Raw genomic sequence first — 16349 nt, forward strand, 5'->3', positions numbered from 1 at the left:
ACGCCACCGTCACGGTTGTTCACCTCTGCCGCCGAATTCCGGATTTTTCTCTTTGTATTTACGCGCCGCGGATGGAAAAACCGCTTCGCACTTTTCTTGGAAGTGCTCTAAAACATCTCCGAAATCGGGGAGTAGATTCATGAGCACCGAACAGACGCCCGTCGAGGATTTGACCGAAGAAGAAGCGGCCGCGGCGCTCGCCTATCTGGCAGCGGAGATTGCGCGCAATGACGCGCTCTATCATGGCCAGGACGCGCCTCGGATTTCAGATGCGGAATATGATGCGCTGAAGCGGCGCAATGATGCCATCGAGGCACGCTTCCCAGCGTTGGTTCGCGCCGACAGCCCGTCACGGCGGGTGGGTGCCGCGCCGTCGGAAACCTTTGCGCCTGTCGTGCATGCAAGGCCGATGCTCTCGCTCGACAACACCTTCTCGCAGGAAGACGTGCAGGATTTCGTCGCCGGCGTCTATCGTTTCCTTGGCCGGCTGCCCGATCAATCGATTGCCTTTACTGCCGAGCCGAAGATCGACGGGCTTTCCATGTCGATCCGCTATGAGAACGGCCGGATGGTGAGCGCGGCAACCCGCGGCGACGGCACGACCGGCGAAAACGTCACCGCCAATATCCGCACCATCAAGGAAATCCCGCAGACCTTGCCCGCCGGCGCGCCTGCGGTCGTGGAAGTGCGCGGCGAGGTCTATATGGCCAAGAGCGATTTCCTGGCGCTGAACGCGCAAATGGAAGCGGAGGGCAAGCAGACATATGTCAACCCGCGCAATACGGCGGCCGGCTCGCTGCGCCAGCTCGATGCGAAGGTGACGGCCAGCCGCAAGCTGAAATTCTTCGCCTATGCTTGGGGCGAGATGTCAGACATGCCGGCCGACACGCAGTTCGGTATGGTGCAGACATTCGGGAAATGGGGTTTTCCGGTCAATCCGCTGATGAAGCGGCTGAATTCGGTCGCCGACATCCTCGCGCATTATGATGAGATCGGCCTTCAGCGTCCGGATCTCGATTATGATATCGACGGCGTCGTCTATAAGGTCGACAGTCTGGAGTTGCAGGCTCGACTCGGTTTCCGGTCGCGCTCGCCGCGCTGGGCGACGGCACATAAGTTTCCGGCGGAGCAGGCATTCACCCGGCTGATGGGCATCGACATACAGGTGGGCCGCACGGGGGCACTGACGCCGGTCGCGCGGCTGGAGCCGATCACAGTCGGCGGCGTCGTGGTGACCAATGCGACGCTGCACAATGCCGATTACATCAAGGGCATCGGCAACAAGGGTGAGCCGATCCGCGATAGCCGCGACATCCGGGTTGGCGACATGGTGATCGTGCAGCGCGCCGGCGATGTCATTCCGCAGATCGTCGATGTCGTGCTGGAGAAGCGGGAAACGTCAAGCCTTCCTTACGAATTTCCCAAGGTGTGCCCGGTCTGCGGCAGCCATGCGGTGCGTGACATCAACGAGAAGACCGGTAAGGTCGATGCAGTAACGCGCTGCACAGGCGGCTTCATTTGCCGGGCGCAGGCAACGGAGCATTTGAAGCATTTCGTGTCACGCAATGCTTTCGATATCGAGGGCCTGGGTTCGAAGCAGATCGATTTCTTCTTTGAGAACGAGGATGCGGCGCTGCAGGTGCGCACCGCGCCTGACATCTTCACGCTGGAAAAGCGTCAGCAGTCTTCGCTTGCCAAGCTGGAGAATATCGATGGCTTCGGTAAGGTCAGCGTTTCCAAGCTCTATGCGGCGATCAACGAGCGGCGCGATATCGCTCTGCACCGCTTCATCTTCGCGCTCGGTATCCGCCATGTCGGCGAGACGACGGCGAAGCTCCTGGCGCGCTCCTATGGCAGCTATGAAGCCTTCGAGGTGGCAATGAAGGAGGCGGCGCCTCTTTCGGGAGACGCATGGAACGACCTCAACAATATCGAGGGCATCGGTGAGGTCGTGGCGCGCGCTATCGTCGAATTCTACAAGGAGCCGCGCAACATCGCCGTGATCTCGAAGCTGCTCGAAGAGGTGCGGCCGCAAGAGGCGGAACAACCGACCACATCGGGCAGCCCTGTTGTCGGCAAGACGGTGGTTTTCACCGGTTCACTCGAGAAATTTACCCGCGATGAAGCCAAGGCCAAGGCCGAGAGCCTCGGTGCCAAGGTTTCCGGCTCAGTTTCGAAAAAGACCGACATTGTCGTCGCCGGACCCGGTGCGGGATCGAAGCTCGACAAGGCACGGGAATTCAATGTGCAGGTCATGACCGAGGATGAGTGGCTGGCGCTGATTGGGGGCTAACGTGGTTTTGATTGCGAGGTTGATTTGTTCCCGTTTTGGGAATAATTGTTGTCAATGAATATCGTTGCAAAAACGACGCTTCGTAGATTTTGGGAGCGCCACCCGCAAGCGAGAGTTCCCCTTGCAACATGGTATTCGGTCGTCAGCAAAACCGAATGGAGCGGGCCGGCTGACATCAAAAAGATGTTTGGTGCTAACGTGGATTTTATCGGTGACAACCGCGTGATCTTCGATATTGCCGGCAACAAATACCGATTGGTTGTTCATATCGTCTACAAGCATAGGCGCGTGCTGATCAAATTTGTCGGCACTCATGCGGACTATGACAGAATTGATCCGGAGACAGTGTGATGAGGGATATCAAACCGATCAAGACAGATGCGGATCTTGAATGGGCTCTTGCGGAGATCGCTCCTTATTTCGACAATCCACCGGAGGATGGAACAGCGGAAGCGGATCGTTTCGACGTGCTGACGGATTTAATCGAAGCCTATGAAAACCGGCATTTCACGGTCGAAGATCCAGAACCGGTTGAGCTTCTGCGGGCATTCATGGAAATGACGGGTCGGAGTCAGTCTGATCTAGCTGAGCTTCTGGGCTCCCGCTCCCGTGCCTCGGAAATCCTTGGCCGGAAGCGGGCATTGACGCTTGATATGATTTTCAAACTTAAGGAAGAGTGGGGCATTCCCGCCGATTGCCTCGTGCGGCCCTATGCCTTGGTTGCATGAGTGTGAGGGCTACATCCTCACGCGCGCCATCGTGAATGCATCCACATATTCACCGTTGCGAAACGCAAAGGCTTTGAGCCGTCCCTCGGTTTCGAAACCGAATTTCTCGTAAAGCCGGATCGCCCGTCCATTGTCGACATAGACCGTCAGTTCCAAGCGTTTGATCGCCAGCCAATTGTCGGCGGCGTCGATGAGGGCGGTGAGCAACGCCGAGCCGATGCCCCGGCCGGTGAAATCGTCGTGGACGCCCATGCCGAGGTGGCCGGTGTGGATCTGCCGGCCGGAATGGCGGCGCAGGCCGGCATTGCCGACGACTTGCCCGTCGAGCACGGCGACGAGATTGATCGAGCCGGGTAGGGTTTTTTCCATCCACTGCCGGGTTTCTTCGATGCTCTGGAAGGGTAGGCGTAGTGTGCCGGCGCGATATCCGGGCAGATTGGCAATAAAGGCTACCGCTTCGGCATCGGACAGCCGTGCGGCGCGGATTTCCACTGTGCCCGGTTTTCGGGATCGTCGTTCGTCTGAATCTTGTTGTTCGGAATTCATGTGCTCTCCTTAAGGTTCAAGAGGAGAGCAGAGCCTTCAAACCCTGCTCGCCTCGGCAGGGTTGAAAGGGACCGCAATCAGCTCAACGCGACGCCGCTCCCGCTCGCCCTGCAAGGGGTGAGGTGGTGAGAGTATGCATCACGGTGGTGCGGTTTGCGATCATGGCAACAACTTCCGGTGCTTTGCGCGGAAGTCAATGGGTTGCCTTTAACAACCGATTTGCATGGTATTTCCCGCATACCGTGTCGACCACTCGCCTTAATGCGAAAGGATGAATTGAATTGGCGTCGCGCAGGCCGCTGAATACCATCAGGGGCATGATGTAAAAGGCGAATCCCTTTCGTCCGGTCCCGCGCAATATGGGTTAGTGGGCGCCGGGTTCAATGCGTTTGATACTTGTCAACGACGTCTCAATCATTCGCGGCGGTGCGACAAAGGTGGCGTTGCAATGCATTGATGCGAGCAGGCAAGCAGGGCTGAATTGCGCCATCCTGGTCGGCGATGACGGCGAAGGACTGAAGCCGCGCTTTGCCGGCATCCGCACGGTCGCGCTCGGCGAACGACCCCTTCGCGACGGGCCTACTTTCACCGATGTCTTCGAGAAGAATTACAACAAGCGTGCCTACGAGGCGCTGGACGGTCTGCTGAAGGAAACGGACGAGGAGACTGTCGTGCATGTGCACGGCTGGTCGCAAATTCTCTCGCCGTCGATCTTCTACGCACTCGCCAAACACAAGGCCAAGGTCATCATCACGGCGCATGATTTCTTCCTGACTTGTCCGAACGGAGGGCTGATCAATTTCCAGAGCGGAACGGTCTGCGATGTCCGCCCGCTGTCGGCAGGATGTCTGACGACCAATTGCGACAAGCGAAATTATCTCCACAAACTCTGGCGCTTCCGCCGCACGCTGACCCAACGCGGCGTCGGCGAGGAGTTCTGGAGCCGCGTCGGCATCGTGTTGGCGCATGAGAGCATGGAACCCTATTTGAATTCCGGCCCGTTGCAGCATTTTCTGACCTTGCGCACACCGACGGAGCCATTGACGCCAACGCCCGTGGAGGCTTGGCGCAATCACCGCACCGTCTTCTTGGGGCGTATGTGCTGGGAAAAGGGTGTTCGCACGCTCGCCGACGCATTGAACAAGACCGGGCGAACGGCGACGCTGATCGGCCGTGGACCGCTGCTCGACGAGATGCAGCGGGCGTTGCCGCATTGTTGGGTGCCGGGTTGGCTGGCCGACGAGGAGGTGACGACGCTGGCCGGGGAAGCGCGCGTCTTCATCATGCCGTCCCGCATGCCCGAACCCTACGGACTGGTGGCCGCCGAGGCGCTGATGTCCGGCATTCCCGTCATCGTCAGCAGCAATGCGCTGATAGCCGCCGAAGTAGAGCGGCACGGCGCGGGACTGGTCTTTAAAAGCGGCGATGCCGGCTCGCTGGCGGAACGCCTCGCGAGCACGGATGACGACAGACTGATGCAGAAATTATGCGAAGGCGCGTTAGCACTTGGCCAGCGGATTGCACCCAGCAAAGCAGAATGGGGTCGGCGCATGGTCGATATCTATACAGGCAGGAGCGGCTTCTTCGCTCATTGAAAAGGGGGCAATGACATGGCGCGGGCGTTGGTAACGGGGGGCTGTGGTTTTGTGGGGAGGCATCTGATCAAGCGGCTTTTGACCGAGGGGTTGGATGTTGTGTGCGTCGATCAATTGGTGGAAGGGACGGGGGCACGGCATCCCGATCTCTGGCAGCGCTTTCCTGGATCGCGCTTTACGTTTTTCGAGGAGGATTGTCGCACTTTCTTTCTCCGCCCTGCGGAACGTTTCGACTATGTTTTCCACCTTGCCGCGCTGGTCGGAGGCCGCGTGACGCTGGAGGCGCGCACGCTGGACGTTGCCGAGGATCTGGCGGTGGATACGGAATTGTGGAAATGGGCGGCACGCGCCAAGCCTGGCTGCGTCGTGTTCTTCAGCTCCAGTGCGGCCTATCCCGTCTCGCTGCAGACGGTCGCTAACCACCGGCTGCTTTCGGAAGATATGATTTCTTTCGAGGCCGCCATTGGCGTGCCGGATCTCAGCTATGGCTGGGCGAAACTGACCGGCGAATATCTGATGAAGCTCTATGTCGAACGCTACGGCCATCGGGCGGTCGCATATCGGCCGTTCAGCGGCTATGGCGAAGATCAGGATCTGGCCTATCCATTCCCGGCCATTTGTCGCCGCTTGCTTAACGAAAGAGGCGCGCCGGAAGTTTTCGTCTGGGGGTCGGGCCGGCAATGCCGGGACTTCATCCATATTGATGATTGCGTCGATTTCATCTGGCAAACCAAGGAACTATTGCCGGATGGCGCAAGCCTCAACCTTTCGACCGGCCTGGCTACCTCCTTTATGGAGCTGGCGGAGACCATTGCTCGGCAAATTGGCTGGAATCCTGTCGTGAACGGCCTCTGCGATCGCCCTGAAGGCGTCTTCTATCGCTGCGGCGATACGGCTCTGCAGCGTTCCTATGGGCTCGCGCCGCGCGTCAGCCTGGAGGAGGGAATTGCGCGAATGCTCAATCATCTGCGTATGGAGCAGGAGCAGTACGACATCGCTATCTGACGCGCGACCTCTCCTCTCACGCAGGTTTTCGCCGCGACATCAGTTCATGTCACTTGACATGCAACCAAATAGTTGCCTATAAGATCACCAATAGGCAACTAAATGGTTCCGTGTTTGCATGAACGACGATGCGGTTTTTCGAGCTTTGGCGGATGCAAGCCGGCGGCAATTGCTGGACCGACTGTATGAGCAGAATGGCCAGACGCTCGGCGAACTCTGCCAGGGCTTGGAGATGACGCGCCAAGCCGTGGCGAAACATCTTGCCATATTGGCAGAGGCGAACCTGGTATCCGCGCAGCGGCAGGGCCGGGAGAAGCTGCATTTTATCAATCCCGTTCCGATCAACCACATCGCCGAACGCTGGATCAACAAATTCGAGCGCCGCCAATTAAGCGCTCTTTCCGCCCTCAAGAAAGCGCTGGAGGGTGATAGCGGCGAGTAGCGGCCGCCAGATACCGTCACTAGGAAATCACCTTACAAGAGGAGAAATATCATGACCGGTAGCAGCTTTGTTTATGTGACCTTCATCCGCACCACACCCGACAAGCTTTGGTCAGCGCTGACGACGCCGGAGTTCATCAAGAAATACTGGTTCAACATCCAGCATGAGACCGATTGGAAGGTCGGTTCGCCATGGAAGATGGTCTATCCGGACGGTCGTATCACGGACACCGGCGAGATCGCGGAGTTCGATCCGCCGAAGCGGCTCGCCATCAAATGGCGCAACGAATTCATGCCTGAACTGAAGGCGGAAGGCTGGTCGCGTTGCGTCATGGATATCGAGCAGGTGGAGGATGTGGTGAAGCTCACCGTCACCCACACGATGGAGCTGGAAAATGCGAAGTTCATCGGTGCCGTATCCGGCGGCTGGCCGAAAATCCTCTCCAACCTCAAATCGCTCCTGGAGACAGGCGAGGTCGTGTTGAAGGAAATCAGATGAGCGACAGCAGGGGCGCTTACGGAGCGCCCCGGCCTCCCTTGCATCCCCCGATCGCCACCTTACCTTAGCGGGGCCGCGGCTCGATCGGCGGCGATGTTGGAGGGTGCTCGATGACGTCACTGAAATTGCATGCCGCTATTGCCGCGTCGTTCCTGGCGCTGGCGCCTGTTTCCGCTTCGGCTGAGATTGTCGGCAAGGTTGGGGTGGATTGGACCGGCAACGACATTCTGGTCGATGCCGTACCGGATCCGGAAGTATCCGGCGTAACCTGCCACGTCACCTATTTCGACCGGAGCGTCATCGACCGGCTGAGGAACGGCAATTGGTTCGAAGACCCTTCCAACAACTCCATTGCCTGCCGTCAGACGGGGCCGATCGAGATCGGCAATATCAGCCTGTCGGAGGGTGGCGAAGAGGTGTTTCGCGCCGGCTTGTCGCTGATTTGGAAGAAGCTGGTGGTCGACCGAATCTACGACAAGAAGAACGACACGCTGGTCTATCTCATCCATTCACGCGAATTGACCGATGGTTCGGCGAAAATGGCAATTTCGACCATTCCGTTGTTCGGCCAGAATGTTACCTGGAAGAATGGCAAACCCAAATAAGATTACCGGGATACCGCATTGAGAACCGTCAAGGGGTTTGTACCAAAAAAAGTCCTGCTCTTTGGTTACTGAATGCCTCTCGGTCGCTTTCGGATTGCGCCATTTTGGTGCAGTTCTAGGGCGAACGTGGAAGTGCCACTTCCATCTGTTCACGGCCTGCGCGACCGGCGCACCGGCAACACCCCTGCCGACGACGGTCCTTCAAACACAATCGCCCTGGAGCGCTTGCTCCAGGGCGATTTTCGTTTGCGATGCTGTCTGGAAATCAAGCCGCTTGCGCGAGCTCGTCCGCAATCACCGTGTCGAGGTTCAGGAAGCAGACCATGGTCTTCTCCAGCGCGACGATGCCGCGGCAGAAGGCGCGCTGCGCTTCCGGAATGATTTCCGGCGGCGGCTGCAGATCTTCGCTCTTGATGCTCATCATATCGGAGACCTGTTCGACCAGCAGGCCGACGAGCTTGCCGGCGATATCGGTGACGATGATGGCGGAGCGTTCGGACGGCTCGGTCATCTTCATGCCGAGGCGGCAGGCCATATCGATGACCGGGATCACCGCGCCACGCAAATTGATGAGGCCAAGCACGTAGGGCGGCGTGTGCGGCATCGGCGTCACCGGCGCCCAGCCGCGGATTTCGCGGATGGCCATGATGTCAATGCAGAATTCCTGATCGCCGAGGTGGAAGGAGACGATCTCCAGATAGGCGCCCGATTGTTTGATAGCATTCGTCATGGTCAAGGACTTCCCGTTTGGCGCCGGCGGCAGGCGGCGGTAGCGATTGAAAAAGGATCGGCTGGAGCGGCTGATGGCTGCGACAGCATCCGGTGGCTTTGGCGCTTAAAACGCGCTTCGCTCTCCGGCGGGCGTCATGCCCTTCTGGAAGAAAATCGATTTGCCGCATATTCGGCGGCCGGCGAGTCGGACTTCGCCCCTTTGTATTTTGATGTTCGCGCGGAGTGGTTAGAATTGCTTTAACGCGACGATGGATTCCGCATCTTTGCGCCCGGACCGGGGCATTCACCTTACTCAGCAGCCCCCAAAAACATCTTCTTGAATTGCGTCCTCCACTTCAACCCGCTAAACCCTTGAAATAATCGCCTGCGCGGCCCGCTTATCGAGCCTCGGCCGGCGTGGTGAGGAAAAGCAGCGATGAAGAGCGTGCGGATTGTTGTCTGGATAGCCGTGGTGATCGTGGCCGGGCTGTTGGGTTGGTTGAGCTTCGGCGTTACCAAGTCGCCAGAAGCTGCCAGCGAGGGACCATACGGCGTGCCGTTCACGCTGGTTGCGCAGAATGGCCAGCCGGTCAGCGAGCAGGCGTTTCGTGGAAAGCCGACGGCGCTTTTCTTCGGCTATACGCATTGTCCCGATGTCTGCCCGACGACCTTGTTCGAGCTGAACGGCTGGATGCAGAAGGTCGATCCCGACGGGACGAAGCTCAACGCCTATTTCGTGACCGTCGATCCGGCACGCGATACGCCCGCGATCATAAAGGAATATGTCTCCAACGTTTCCAGCCGTATCACCGGCATTTCGGGTGACCCCGACAAGGTGATGGATATGGTCAAGGGCTTCAGGGTCTATGCCAAGAAGGTGCCGCTCGACGAAAAAGATCCGAACGGCGACTACACCATGGATCATACCGCCTCGGTCTTCCTGCTCGATTCCGCCGGCCGCTTTGCCGGCACAATCGCCTATCAGGAAGACCCGGATGTAGCGGTCAAGAAGTTGCAAAACCTGATCAAGAAGGGCTAGGGAGTACCGATGGCGGACGGAGCCGGAGGAGAGAGGAAATCCAGATCCGTCCTGATCGCGGGTGCCGGTCCGGCTGGCTTGACTGCAGCCCTGGAGCTTGCCCGCCGTGGTTTCATTCCGCGTATCGTCGATGACGGCCAAGGGCCTGCGCCTTTGGAAGAGAGCCGGGCTCTCGGCATCAATGCCCGCACATTGACGCTGCTCTCGCCTTCCGGCGTTACCGAGCGCATCCTTGCGGCCGCTCAACCCATTGCACATTTCCGTATCCGCTCTGGAACCAAGGTCCTTGCCGATGTCGACACGCGACGGATGCCGGGACGCTTCGGCGCGATTCATGGCCTGGCGCAAGGCGTGACCGAGCGGTTGCTGATCGAGGCGCTCGCGGCCCACGGCATTGCACCGGAGTGGCAGACCGCGATCCTGGTGGAAACCATCGCCGATGTTAACAGGCCGGAGGTGATGCTGCGGCGCGCGGACGGGGCCACGGAGACGGTTCGTCCCGATATACTGATCGGCGCCGATGGCGCCCACTCGGCCGTTCGCAAAGCGCTTGGCGCCGGTTTTCCCGGTGAGGCGCTGGAGGCTTATTTCTATCTCGCCGATTTTCGGTATGCGAGACCGGTGGACACGCATTTCGCCGAGATCACGCTTTGCGATCCCGGCATGGTCGGGCGTTTGCCCGTGTCCTCCGATGTACTGCGCTACATCTCGACATTGGAGGATTTCGAAAGCCGCATTGTTCATCCCGATGCGGTTGTCGAAAAGACCTGGGTCTCGCAGTTCCGTATCAATTTCCGCCATGTCGAGCCGATGGCCAGGGGTAACGTGTTTCTGGCGGGCGATGCGGCGCATATTCATTCCCCGGCTGGTGCGCGCGGCATGAATCTCGGCATAGAGGATGCCTGCTGGCTTGCCTGGCTCATTGCGGAAGGCCGCGAAGAGGAGTATTCGGCGCTCAGAATTCCAGCCGTGAAACGGGTGCTGAAGCAGACCTATGGCCTGACCCGCCTAATCACCATGAAAAATCCGCTGGCGATTGCTGCACGCAATCTGTTCGCGCCGCTGCTTCTGCGTTTCGGACCGGTGCGGCACGAGCTGCTTCACAATATCGCTGGCTATGGCACGCCGAAGCCGCCCTGGATCGACTGGGCCGAATAAGAGCAAGAGAGAACGAAGACTTGAGTGAAATCCGCCTGTACGTAACGACGACCGAGAAAAAGGCCGAACAGATTCTCGATCTGATGACGCCGATGTTCGAAGACGAAGAATTGCCGATCGCCACCACCGAGATCGATGAGAAGAAGGATATCTGGGAAGCTTCGATCTATCTCTATGCAGACGACGAAGAGGACGTGCACGCCCGATTTGCAGGCGTGTTGAAGCCAGCTTTTCCGGAACTCGTCATCCAAAGGGAAGTCATTCCCGATGTCGATTGGATCGCAAAGTCGCTGGAGGGGCTTAAGCCGGTTCGGGCAGGGCGCTTCCTGGTGCATGGCTCGCATGATCGCGACAAGGTGAAGCCCAGCGATATCGCCATCGAGATCGATGCCGGCCAAGCCTTCGGCACGGGCCATCACGGTACGACGGCGGGTTGCCTGGAGACGATCGAAAAAGTGCTCGCCAGCCGCCGGGTGCGCAACGCGCTCGATCTCGGCACGGGTAGCGGCGTCCTGGCGATCGGCGTGCGCAAGTTGCGCAATATTCCGGTTCTCGCCACCGATATCGATCCGGTTGCGGTTCGTGTTGCCCGTGAAAATGTTCGCGGCAACGGCATAGCCTCCGGTATCGCGCTGGAGACGGCGCCCGGCTTTCATTCCACGGCCTTTTCCCGCCACGGGCCTTTCGACCTGATCATCGCCAATATTCTTGCTCGGCCGCTGATCAAAATGGCGCCGCAACTGGTTGCCCATCTCGCGCCCGGCGGTTCGGTGATTCTTTCCGGCATCCTCGCCCAGCAGCGTTGGAAGGTGCTGGCCGCCTATAACGGTGTAAGGATGCGCCATGTGCGCACCATCTGGCGCAATGGCTGGGTCACCATCCATCTCGACCGGCCTTAAAATCCTTCGCCGCTTACCCTAACCCTCTCCCCGCACGCGGGGAGAGCAGACCTTATTGTGGGAGACCTAAAACGCAAAAGGCGGTGCCGAAGCACCGCCCTGCAGACCGGTATCTGACCGATCCTGCCCGCGAGCGTGTGGAGGAGTGCTCAAGCGGGCTCTACCGTTCAGGTCGCAATCCGGGGAGGGAGGAGGAGTTCCGGACCGCGATCCAATACGAACGCGTAGTCTTGTAACTGTTAGTGGCGACCGCCACGGTTTGCGCCGATTGCCTTCGACGTTTCGACTTCGAGCTGACGAAGCGCGCCGATGGAGTGACGTACGGTGCGACGCTCGCCTGCCAGCGCCGGGCTAACATATACGGAGCGAGAGATAGGCATTTTCATAGTCCTTTTTGAGTGGGTTCGTCGTGAACCCCGTTTGATGCGCTCCATATAGCGACTCGCCTTTTTGCGTGGCAGGGGGCATGCTTCATGGGAGCTATGCAGTTGATGCATAATTCGCGTCGTGATGATGTCACAATTCAACCTGCCTGCTCACGAAATGGGCGAATTCGTTAACGTCCGATTCTCTTACCTTGAGGGCGTCGGTCGGAGTTCTCTTCGGATCAATAGTGCGCAATCGGGCCTGAAAATCGTTTCACACTTCTCGGGCTCATGCTCTAACATGCTGTCGCCGCTCAGTTTCGCGGATTCTCGGGTCATATTCGGATTAAGCCATGTTCCAGTCTTTCGACGTCACTTCCACCCCGCAATTCGGCCGCGAGCGCGTCACCGGTCTGCGGGCCGCCTTCAGCGATCTCGGCATTGACGGCTTCCTCGTACCCCGTGCCGATGAGTATCAGGGCGAGTATGTGCCCAAGTGCTCGGAGCGTCTGGCCTGGTTGACCGGATTCACTGGCTCTGCGGGTGTTGCGCTTGTGACACAGTCGCAGGCCGTGGTTTTCGTCGATGGCCGCTATGTGACGCAGCTTGCCGAGCAGGTGGACGGATCGGTCTTTACCGGTGGCGATCTGGTCGACGAGCCGCCGCATGTCTGGCTGCCGCGCCATGCGCCCAAGGGCTTCAGGCTCGGCATCGATCCGTGGCTGCACACCGGCGCGGAGGTGCGGCGGCTGGAAAAGGCACTGGCGGAAATCGGAGGCAAGCTTGTCTTCCTGCCGCATAATCCGCTCGACAAGCTCTGGAGCGACCGGCCGGCCGAACCGCTGGGCGCCGTCATCATTCAGGATATTGCGCAGGCTGGTGTTCTCGCCAAGGACAAGCTGGCAGCCATCGCGGCCGATCTGAAGGCCAAGAAGCTCAAGGCCGCGCTGATCACCGATCCGTCTTCGGTCGCCTGGATCTTCAATATTCGCGGCAACGATGTGCCGCACACGCCGCATCCTCTGGCCCGCGCCATCATCTATGCCGAGGGCGAAGCGGAGCTCGTCCTTGACAAGCGCAAGACCAAGGTCGAGGCGGAGGCCTATCTAGCGCAGATCTGCAGACAATTGCCGCCTTCCGATCTCGCCAAGCAACTGGCTACCGCCTCCGCAAATGGCGGGCGCATTCTCGTCGATCCCGATCTCGCTTCCTATGCGCTGACCGACCTCATCCGTCGCGAGGGCGGAGAGGTGGTGGAGGGCACCGATCCGGCCCGGCTGCCGCGGGCGCGCAAGAATGCCGCCGAAATCAACGGCTCGGCCGCTGCCCATCTGCAGGACGGCGCAGCTATGGTCGAATTCCTCTATTGGCTGGAGACCAGTAAGCCAGGCACGATCACGGAAATCGCCGCTGCCGAACGGCTGGAGGCAAGCCGCGTGCGCGTCGGTCAGAGCATGCAGAACCCGCTCAAGGATATCTCCTTCGATACCATCGCTGGCGCAGGTGAACATGCGGCGATCATGCACTATCGCGTCACGACGGCGAGCGATCGGCTGATCCAGGCCGGCGAGCTGTTTTTGATCGATTCCGGTGCTCAATATATCAACGGCACGACCGACATTACCCGCACCGTGGGCATCGGTGCTGTTTCCGAGGAGCAGAAGCGCCTGTTCACGCTGGTGTTGAAGGGCATGATCGCCATCAGCACGGCGCGCTTCCCCAAGGGCTCGCGCGGTTGCGATCTCGATCCGCTGGCACGTATCGCGCTCTGGAAATCCGGTGTGGATTTTGCCCATGGCACCGGCCATGGCGTCGGCTCGTATCTTTCGGTACATGAGGGCCCGCAGCGCATCTCGCGGCTATCGACGCAGGAGCTGCTGCCCGGCATGATCCTGTCGAACGAGCCGGGCTATTACCGCCCAGGCCATTTCGGCATCCGCATCGAGAATCTGATCTACATTCGCGATGCGGAGGAGATTGAAGGTGGCGACATGCCGATGCTCGGCTTTGAAACGCTGACTTTCTGCCCGATCGACCGTAGCCTCGTCCTGCCGGAACTGCTGACCCGCGACGAATTACAATGGCTGAACGATTATCACGTCAGAACCCGCGAAGCGCTGATGCCGCTGATCCACGACAAGGAGATCCGTGCTTGGCTGGAAAATGCGACCCTGGAACTCAGTCGCTGAGGAGTGGCCTATTCTGCCCGTAAAGGGCAGGATAGGCATCGCTTTCCTTCGGGCTAGATGCCGAGGAAATGTCTCCAGACCATCACGACCACCCAGCCGGCGATGAGCATGAATGTCGGCGAGAAGCGCAAGCCCACCAATAGCGCCACGGCCATCGCCACCTTCGTATCCCAGCCGCCGATGAAAAAGGCGGGTGCGACGAGCGTGGTGAGGACGGCGGCCGGTACCGCGTTCAGCGCGGCCTCGACGCGGGGAGGGATGCGGGTCATCTTGGTAATGAGGATGTAGCCGCCGATGCGCGTGAGGAAGGTGACGACAGCGGCAGCGAAAATCAGCAGGACCATGTGCGGATTGAAATCGGTCATGGTCAGACCTCGTGATTTTCGGTGGCGAGGTCGGGCTTGCGGTTCGATCTGAGCGGCGGCAGCATGGCGGCGAGGGCAACGCCTGCAAAGGCGCCGATGCTGACATGCCAGGGCGAACCGACATAGCGATAGGCAATGGCCGAGGCGGCGGTGCTGGCGATAACCACGGGCAGGAAATTGTCGCGTTTGCGGAAGCCGATGACGATGCCGAGGAAATAGATTGGCAGTAAAATATCGAGGCCGATCGTCTTGGGATCGCCGACCAGGCTGCCAAGCATGCCGCCGACGAGGCTGATCACCACCCAGGGAACGTAGATCATCGCTGCGAAACCGAAGTACCAGGCAAAGGTGACCGGCTTGCCGCTTTCGGCGCGCTTGATGGTTTCGGCAAATTGCGGATCGACCAGCAGGAAGAAAGTGAAGAATTTTTCGACGGGCGAGAAGCGCCTGATGTAACGGGCGATCGCGGCCGAATAGAGCACATGACGGAAATTGACCGCCAGGATCGACAGAACGATCAGCCACGCCTGGACATTATGGCCGAATAGCTCAATGCCCACCATCTGGCTGGCGCCGGCATAGACGGTGCCGCTCATCAGGGTGAGTTCGCCGAGCGACATGCCCTGGTCGCTCGCCAGAGCACCGAACAATGCGCCGAAGGGCGCCGCCGCGAGGCCGATGGGGATGCCCGCTTTCAAGCCTTCAAAAAAATCCCCGCGACTCATGGCCCGCTCTGTCCTTTATGGAAAACTGATGGAGCTGTAAGCTGCGGGCGGAGTGTCGGCAATTCAATTTCCTTGATAGGACAATTGATTTCGTTGATCTAGCCGATTGGATTTGCTCGTAAAACACCGGGGTATCATAGATGAAAGAGATTGCCTTTCCGAAAGAGGAAAAAGCCGCGATCGTCGCCCGCCTTCAGCAATATTTCTCCGATGAACTCGACCAGACGCTCGGCGCGCTGCCGGCGGAATTCCTGCTCGATTTCTTCACGACCGAAATCGGGCCGCATTTCTACAATCAGGGCCTGCGCGACGCCCATGCGGCGCTGATGACGAAGATGGAGGATTTTGGCGAGGCGATCTATTTGCTGGAAAGAGAAGCAGTAAGCCATTCGCAACCGGGGAGGCGGTGACTTAGCGCAGTGCGCTGCCCTCGACCATCCTCATCAAACTCTCGACCTCATCGGGAACGCCCTCGGACAATCGGGCTGCTGCAACATAAGGAAGCCAGATGAGAATGGCCGCACGGCTCCCGCCGCTTATACCCGCATAGGCATCGACATAAGCTGCGGCCAGGTCGCGATCATAGTGATGTATGAGAACGTAGCTTCGGCAGACATCTGCAAATGGGTCTCCGCTGCAGGCGTCAAGCCAATCGACCGTACCTGCGCGCTCAAGAGATCCAAGCACATTCCAAGGGTGAAAGTCTCCGTGACAAAGCCTGTCGCCATCTGGCATGCGACGAAGCCCGGACAAGAGATGCTGCCGTTGGATCTCCTGCAACTGCGCCGCTCGCTCAATATTGTGAGACAAGCGCGATTTCAGACTTGGAAGTCTGACGCCGCTATGCTCGTGGATTTTGCAATGTATGGCCGCCAGAGCATCCAGATAGGCTGGCGTCTTCAGCGGCCGCAGGGTGATTGCTTCGCCGAATGTCCCGCCTTCGGCTCGTGTCATGGTCAGGCCCCAGCGGCCTTCAATTTCGCCGACTTCCTGCACCCTCGGAGCGTTGACGCCCAGATCTTCGAGGATTGCGAGGATTGCCGCCTCTCGAAATGCTGACGCCTTGGATGAGGGCGTCTTGTATAGCTTTAGAACCAGCGTGCCGCTCTCATAGACTTCCGCCTCTTTGCCAGCACCAAGGAGGTTTCCACGTTCCACACCGATCATTGAACTGGCCTCGTTTCGA

At 59.1% G+C, this 16349-nt stretch carries 20 protein-coding genes; 14 read left to right on the top strand and 6 right to left on the bottom strand.

What is annotated here, in order from left to right; translation table 11 throughout:
• The first annotated feature begins 139 nt into the window (after positions 1-139).
• From ligA to GGD50_RS09925, 3 genes are read left to right on the top strand one after another with little or no spacing between them, the layout of a single operon-like run.
• Entirely contained in the window at positions 140-2293 is a 2154-nt protein-coding gene (ligA, locus tag GGD50_RS09915; RefSeq protein WP_107108456.1) for an NAD-dependent DNA ligase LigA, read from the top strand.
• Positions 2294-2347: 54 nt separating this feature from the next.
• Positions 2348-2644: a type II toxin-antitoxin system HigB family toxin gene (locus GGD50_RS09920; RefSeq protein ID WP_107108455.1), complete on the top strand. Its 297-nt coding sequence runs from the start codon at positions 2348-2350 to the stop codon at positions 2642-2644.
• The gene (locus GGD50_RS09925) at positions 2644-3021 is read left to right on the top strand and encodes a helix-turn-helix domain-containing protein (protein WP_107108454.1); all 378 of its coding nucleotides are present in this window, start codon (positions 2644-2646) and stop codon (positions 3019-3021) included. The genes GGD50_RS09920 and GGD50_RS09925 overlap by 1 nt, the downstream gene beginning before the upstream one ends.
• A gap of 9 nt (positions 3022-3030) precedes the next feature.
• Here GGD50_RS09925 and GGD50_RS09930 read toward each other — a convergent pair whose 3' ends face one another.
• Positions 3031-3567, bottom strand: a complete 537-nt coding sequence (locus tag GGD50_RS09930; RefSeq protein ID WP_107108453.1) for a GNAT family N-acetyltransferase — start codon at positions 3565-3567, stop codon at positions 3031-3033.
• Between the two features lie 383 nt (positions 3568-3950).
• Here GGD50_RS09930 and GGD50_RS09935 point away from each other — a divergent pair, with 383 nt between their 5' ends.
• From GGD50_RS09935 to GGD50_RS09955, 5 genes are all read left to right on the top strand, one after another.
• The gene (locus GGD50_RS09935; RefSeq protein ID WP_107108452.1) at positions 3951-5162 is read left to right on the top strand and encodes a glycosyltransferase family 4 protein; all 1212 of its coding nucleotides are present in this window, start codon (positions 3951-3953) and stop codon (positions 5160-5162) included.
• Between the two features lie 15 nt (positions 5163-5177).
• On the top strand, positions 5178-6167 hold the full coding sequence (locus GGD50_RS09940; RefSeq protein WP_107108451.1) for an NAD-dependent epimerase/dehydratase family protein: 990 nt from the start codon (positions 5178-5180) through the stop codon (positions 6165-6167).
• A gap of 118 nt (positions 6168-6285) precedes the next feature.
• Complete coding sequence (locus tag GGD50_RS09945; RefSeq protein WP_107108450.1) at positions 6286-6609, top strand: ArsR/SmtB family transcription factor; 324 nt, start codon at positions 6286-6288, stop codon at positions 6607-6609.
• A 51-nt stretch (positions 6610-6660) separates the two neighbouring features.
• A complete protein-coding gene (locus GGD50_RS09950) occupies positions 6661-7107 on the top strand; it encodes an SRPBCC family protein (protein WP_107108449.1) in 447 nt (148 codons plus the stop codon).
• Between the two features lie 110 nt (positions 7108-7217).
• Positions 7218-7712, top strand: a complete 495-nt coding sequence (locus GGD50_RS09955; protein WP_107108448.1) for a CreA family protein — start codon at positions 7218-7220, stop codon at positions 7710-7712.
• Between the two features lie 265 nt (positions 7713-7977).
• On the opposite strand, the gene GGD50_RS09960 is transcribed toward GGD50_RS09955, so the two are convergent.
• The gene (locus tag GGD50_RS09960; RefSeq protein WP_028752375.1) at positions 7978-8442 is read right to left on the bottom strand and encodes a chemotaxis protein CheW; all 465 of its coding nucleotides are present in this window, start codon (positions 8440-8442) and stop codon (positions 7978-7980) included.
• On the opposite strand from GGD50_RS09960, the gene GGD50_RS09965 reads away from it, so the two are divergent.
• The 4 genes from GGD50_RS09965 (at position 8422) to GGD50_RS09980 (ending at position 11519) form a co-directional block, all read left to right on the top strand.
• Complete coding sequence (locus GGD50_RS09965) at positions 8422-8685, top strand: hypothetical protein (protein ID WP_146143995.1); 264 nt, start codon at positions 8422-8424, stop codon at positions 8683-8685. The two genes, GGD50_RS09960 and GGD50_RS09965, sit on opposite strands and share 21 nt — an antisense overlap.
• 174 nt (positions 8686-8859) lie before the next feature.
• Complete coding sequence (locus GGD50_RS09970; RefSeq protein ID WP_107108447.1) at positions 8860-9462, top strand: SCO family protein; 603 nt, start codon at positions 8860-8862, stop codon at positions 9460-9462.
• Positions 9463-9471: 9 nt separating this feature from the next.
• Positions 9472-10620 carry an FAD-dependent oxidoreductase gene (locus GGD50_RS09975; protein WP_107108446.1) on the top strand — a complete coding sequence of 383 codons (1149 nt, stop codon included), beginning with the start codon at positions 9472-9474 and terminating at the stop codon, positions 10618-10620.
• 20 nt (positions 10621-10640) lie between these two features.
• On the top strand, positions 10641-11519 hold the full coding sequence (locus tag GGD50_RS09980; RefSeq protein WP_107108445.1) for a 50S ribosomal protein L11 methyltransferase: 879 nt from the start codon (positions 10641-10643) through the stop codon (positions 11517-11519).
• Between the two features lie 239 nt (positions 11520-11758).
• Here GGD50_RS09980 and GGD50_RS09985 read toward each other — a convergent pair whose 3' ends face one another.
• The gene (locus tag GGD50_RS09985) at positions 11759-11899 is read right to left on the bottom strand and encodes a hypothetical protein (protein ID WP_181316075.1); all 141 of its coding nucleotides are present in this window, start codon (positions 11897-11899) and stop codon (positions 11759-11761) included.
• A gap of 338 nt (positions 11900-12237) precedes the next feature.
• Here GGD50_RS09985 and GGD50_RS09990 point away from each other — a divergent pair, with 338 nt between their 5' ends.
• Positions 12238-14073, top strand: coding sequence for an aminopeptidase P family protein (locus tag GGD50_RS09990; protein ID WP_107108444.1), 1836 nt, complete (start codon positions 12238-12240; stop codon positions 14071-14073).
• A gap of 53 nt (positions 14074-14126) precedes the next feature.
• Here the strand turns inward: GGD50_RS09990 and GGD50_RS09995 are convergent, their stop codons facing one another.
• Entirely contained in the window at positions 14127-14438 is a 312-nt protein-coding gene (locus GGD50_RS09995; protein WP_107108443.1) for an AzlD family protein, read from the bottom strand.
• Positions 14439-14440: 2 nt separating this feature from the next.
• Complete coding sequence (locus GGD50_RS10000; protein WP_107108442.1) at positions 14441-15163, bottom strand: AzlC family ABC transporter permease; 723 nt, start codon at positions 15161-15163, stop codon at positions 14441-14443.
• A 140-nt stretch (positions 15164-15303) separates the two neighbouring features.
• On the opposite strand from GGD50_RS10000, the gene GGD50_RS10005 reads away from it, so the two are divergent.
• Positions 15304-15573 carry a DUF2164 domain-containing protein gene (locus GGD50_RS10005; protein ID WP_107108441.1) on the top strand — a complete coding sequence of 90 codons (270 nt, stop codon included), beginning with the start codon at positions 15304-15306 and terminating at the stop codon, positions 15571-15573.
• A 1-nt stretch (position 15574) separates the two neighbouring features.
• Here GGD50_RS10005 and GGD50_RS10010 read toward each other — a convergent pair whose 3' ends face one another.
• Complete coding sequence (locus tag GGD50_RS10010; RefSeq protein ID WP_107108440.1) at positions 15575-16330, bottom strand: aminoglycoside phosphotransferase family protein; 756 nt, start codon at positions 16328-16330, stop codon at positions 15575-15577.
• Positions 16331-16349 lie beyond the last annotated feature (19 nt).

The sequence above is a fragment of the Martinezella paranaensis genome (assembly GCF_014200235.1).
Lineage (GTDB): Bacteria > Pseudomonadota > Alphaproteobacteria > Rhizobiales > Rhizobiaceae > Rhizobium > Rhizobium paranaense.

Excerpts from the sequence above, each read along its gene's own strand:
- ligA (WP_107108456.1), top strand. The coding sequence starts at position 140 with ATGAGCACCGAACAGACGCCCGTCGAGGATTTGACCGAAGAAGAAGCG.
- GGD50_RS09920 (WP_107108455.1), top strand. The coding sequence starts at position 2,348 with ATGAATATCGTTGCAAAAACGACGCTTCGTAGATTTTGGGAGCGCCAC.
- GGD50_RS09925 (WP_107108454.1), top strand. The coding sequence starts at position 2,644 with ATGAGGGATATCAAACCGATCAAGACAGATGCGGATCTTGAATGGGCT.
- GGD50_RS09930 (WP_107108453.1), bottom strand. The coding sequence starts at position 3,567 with ATGAATTCCGAACAACAAGATTCAGACGAACGACGATCCCGAAAACCG.
- GGD50_RS09935 (WP_107108452.1), top strand. The coding sequence starts at position 3,951 with ATGCGTTTGATACTTGTCAACGACGTCTCAATCATTCGCGGCGGTGCG.
- GGD50_RS09940 (WP_107108451.1), top strand. The coding sequence starts at position 5,178 with ATGGCGCGGGCGTTGGTAACGGGGGGCTGTGGTTTTGTGGGGAGGCAT.
- GGD50_RS09945 (WP_107108450.1), top strand. The coding sequence starts at position 6,286 with ATGAACGACGATGCGGTTTTTCGAGCTTTGGCGGATGCAAGCCGGCGG.
- GGD50_RS09950 (WP_107108449.1), top strand. The coding sequence starts at position 6,661 with ATGACCGGTAGCAGCTTTGTTTATGTGACCTTCATCCGCACCACACCC.
- GGD50_RS09955 (WP_107108448.1), top strand. The coding sequence starts at position 7,218 with ATGACGTCACTGAAATTGCATGCCGCTATTGCCGCGTCGTTCCTGGCG.
- GGD50_RS09960 (WP_028752375.1), bottom strand. The coding sequence starts at position 8,442 with ATGACGAATGCTATCAAACAATCGGGCGCCTATCTGGAGATCGTCTCC.
- GGD50_RS09970 (WP_107108447.1), top strand. The coding sequence starts at position 8,860 with ATGAAGAGCGTGCGGATTGTTGTCTGGATAGCCGTGGTGATCGTGGCC.
- GGD50_RS09975 (WP_107108446.1), top strand. The coding sequence starts at position 9,472 with ATGGCGGACGGAGCCGGAGGAGAGAGGAAATCCAGATCCGTCCTGATC.
- GGD50_RS09985 (WP_181316075.1), bottom strand. The coding sequence starts at position 11,899 with ATGCCTATCTCTCGCTCCGTATATGTTAGCCCGGCGCTGGCAGGCGAG.
- GGD50_RS09990 (WP_107108444.1), top strand. The coding sequence starts at position 12,238 with ATGTTCCAGTCTTTCGACGTCACTTCCACCCCGCAATTCGGCCGCGAG.
- GGD50_RS09995 (WP_107108443.1), bottom strand. The coding sequence starts at position 14,438 with ATGACCGATTTCAATCCGCACATGGTCCTGCTGATTTTCGCTGCCGCT.
- GGD50_RS10000 (WP_107108442.1), bottom strand. The coding sequence starts at position 15,163 with ATGAGTCGCGGGGATTTTTTTGAAGGCTTGAAAGCGGGCATCCCCATC.
- GGD50_RS10005 (WP_107108441.1), top strand. The coding sequence starts at position 15,304 with ATGAAAGAGATTGCCTTTCCGAAAGAGGAAAAAGCCGCGATCGTCGCC.
- GGD50_RS10010 (WP_107108440.1), bottom strand. The coding sequence starts at position 16,330 with ATGATCGGTGTGGAACGTGGAAACCTCCTTGGTGCTGGCAAAGAGGCG.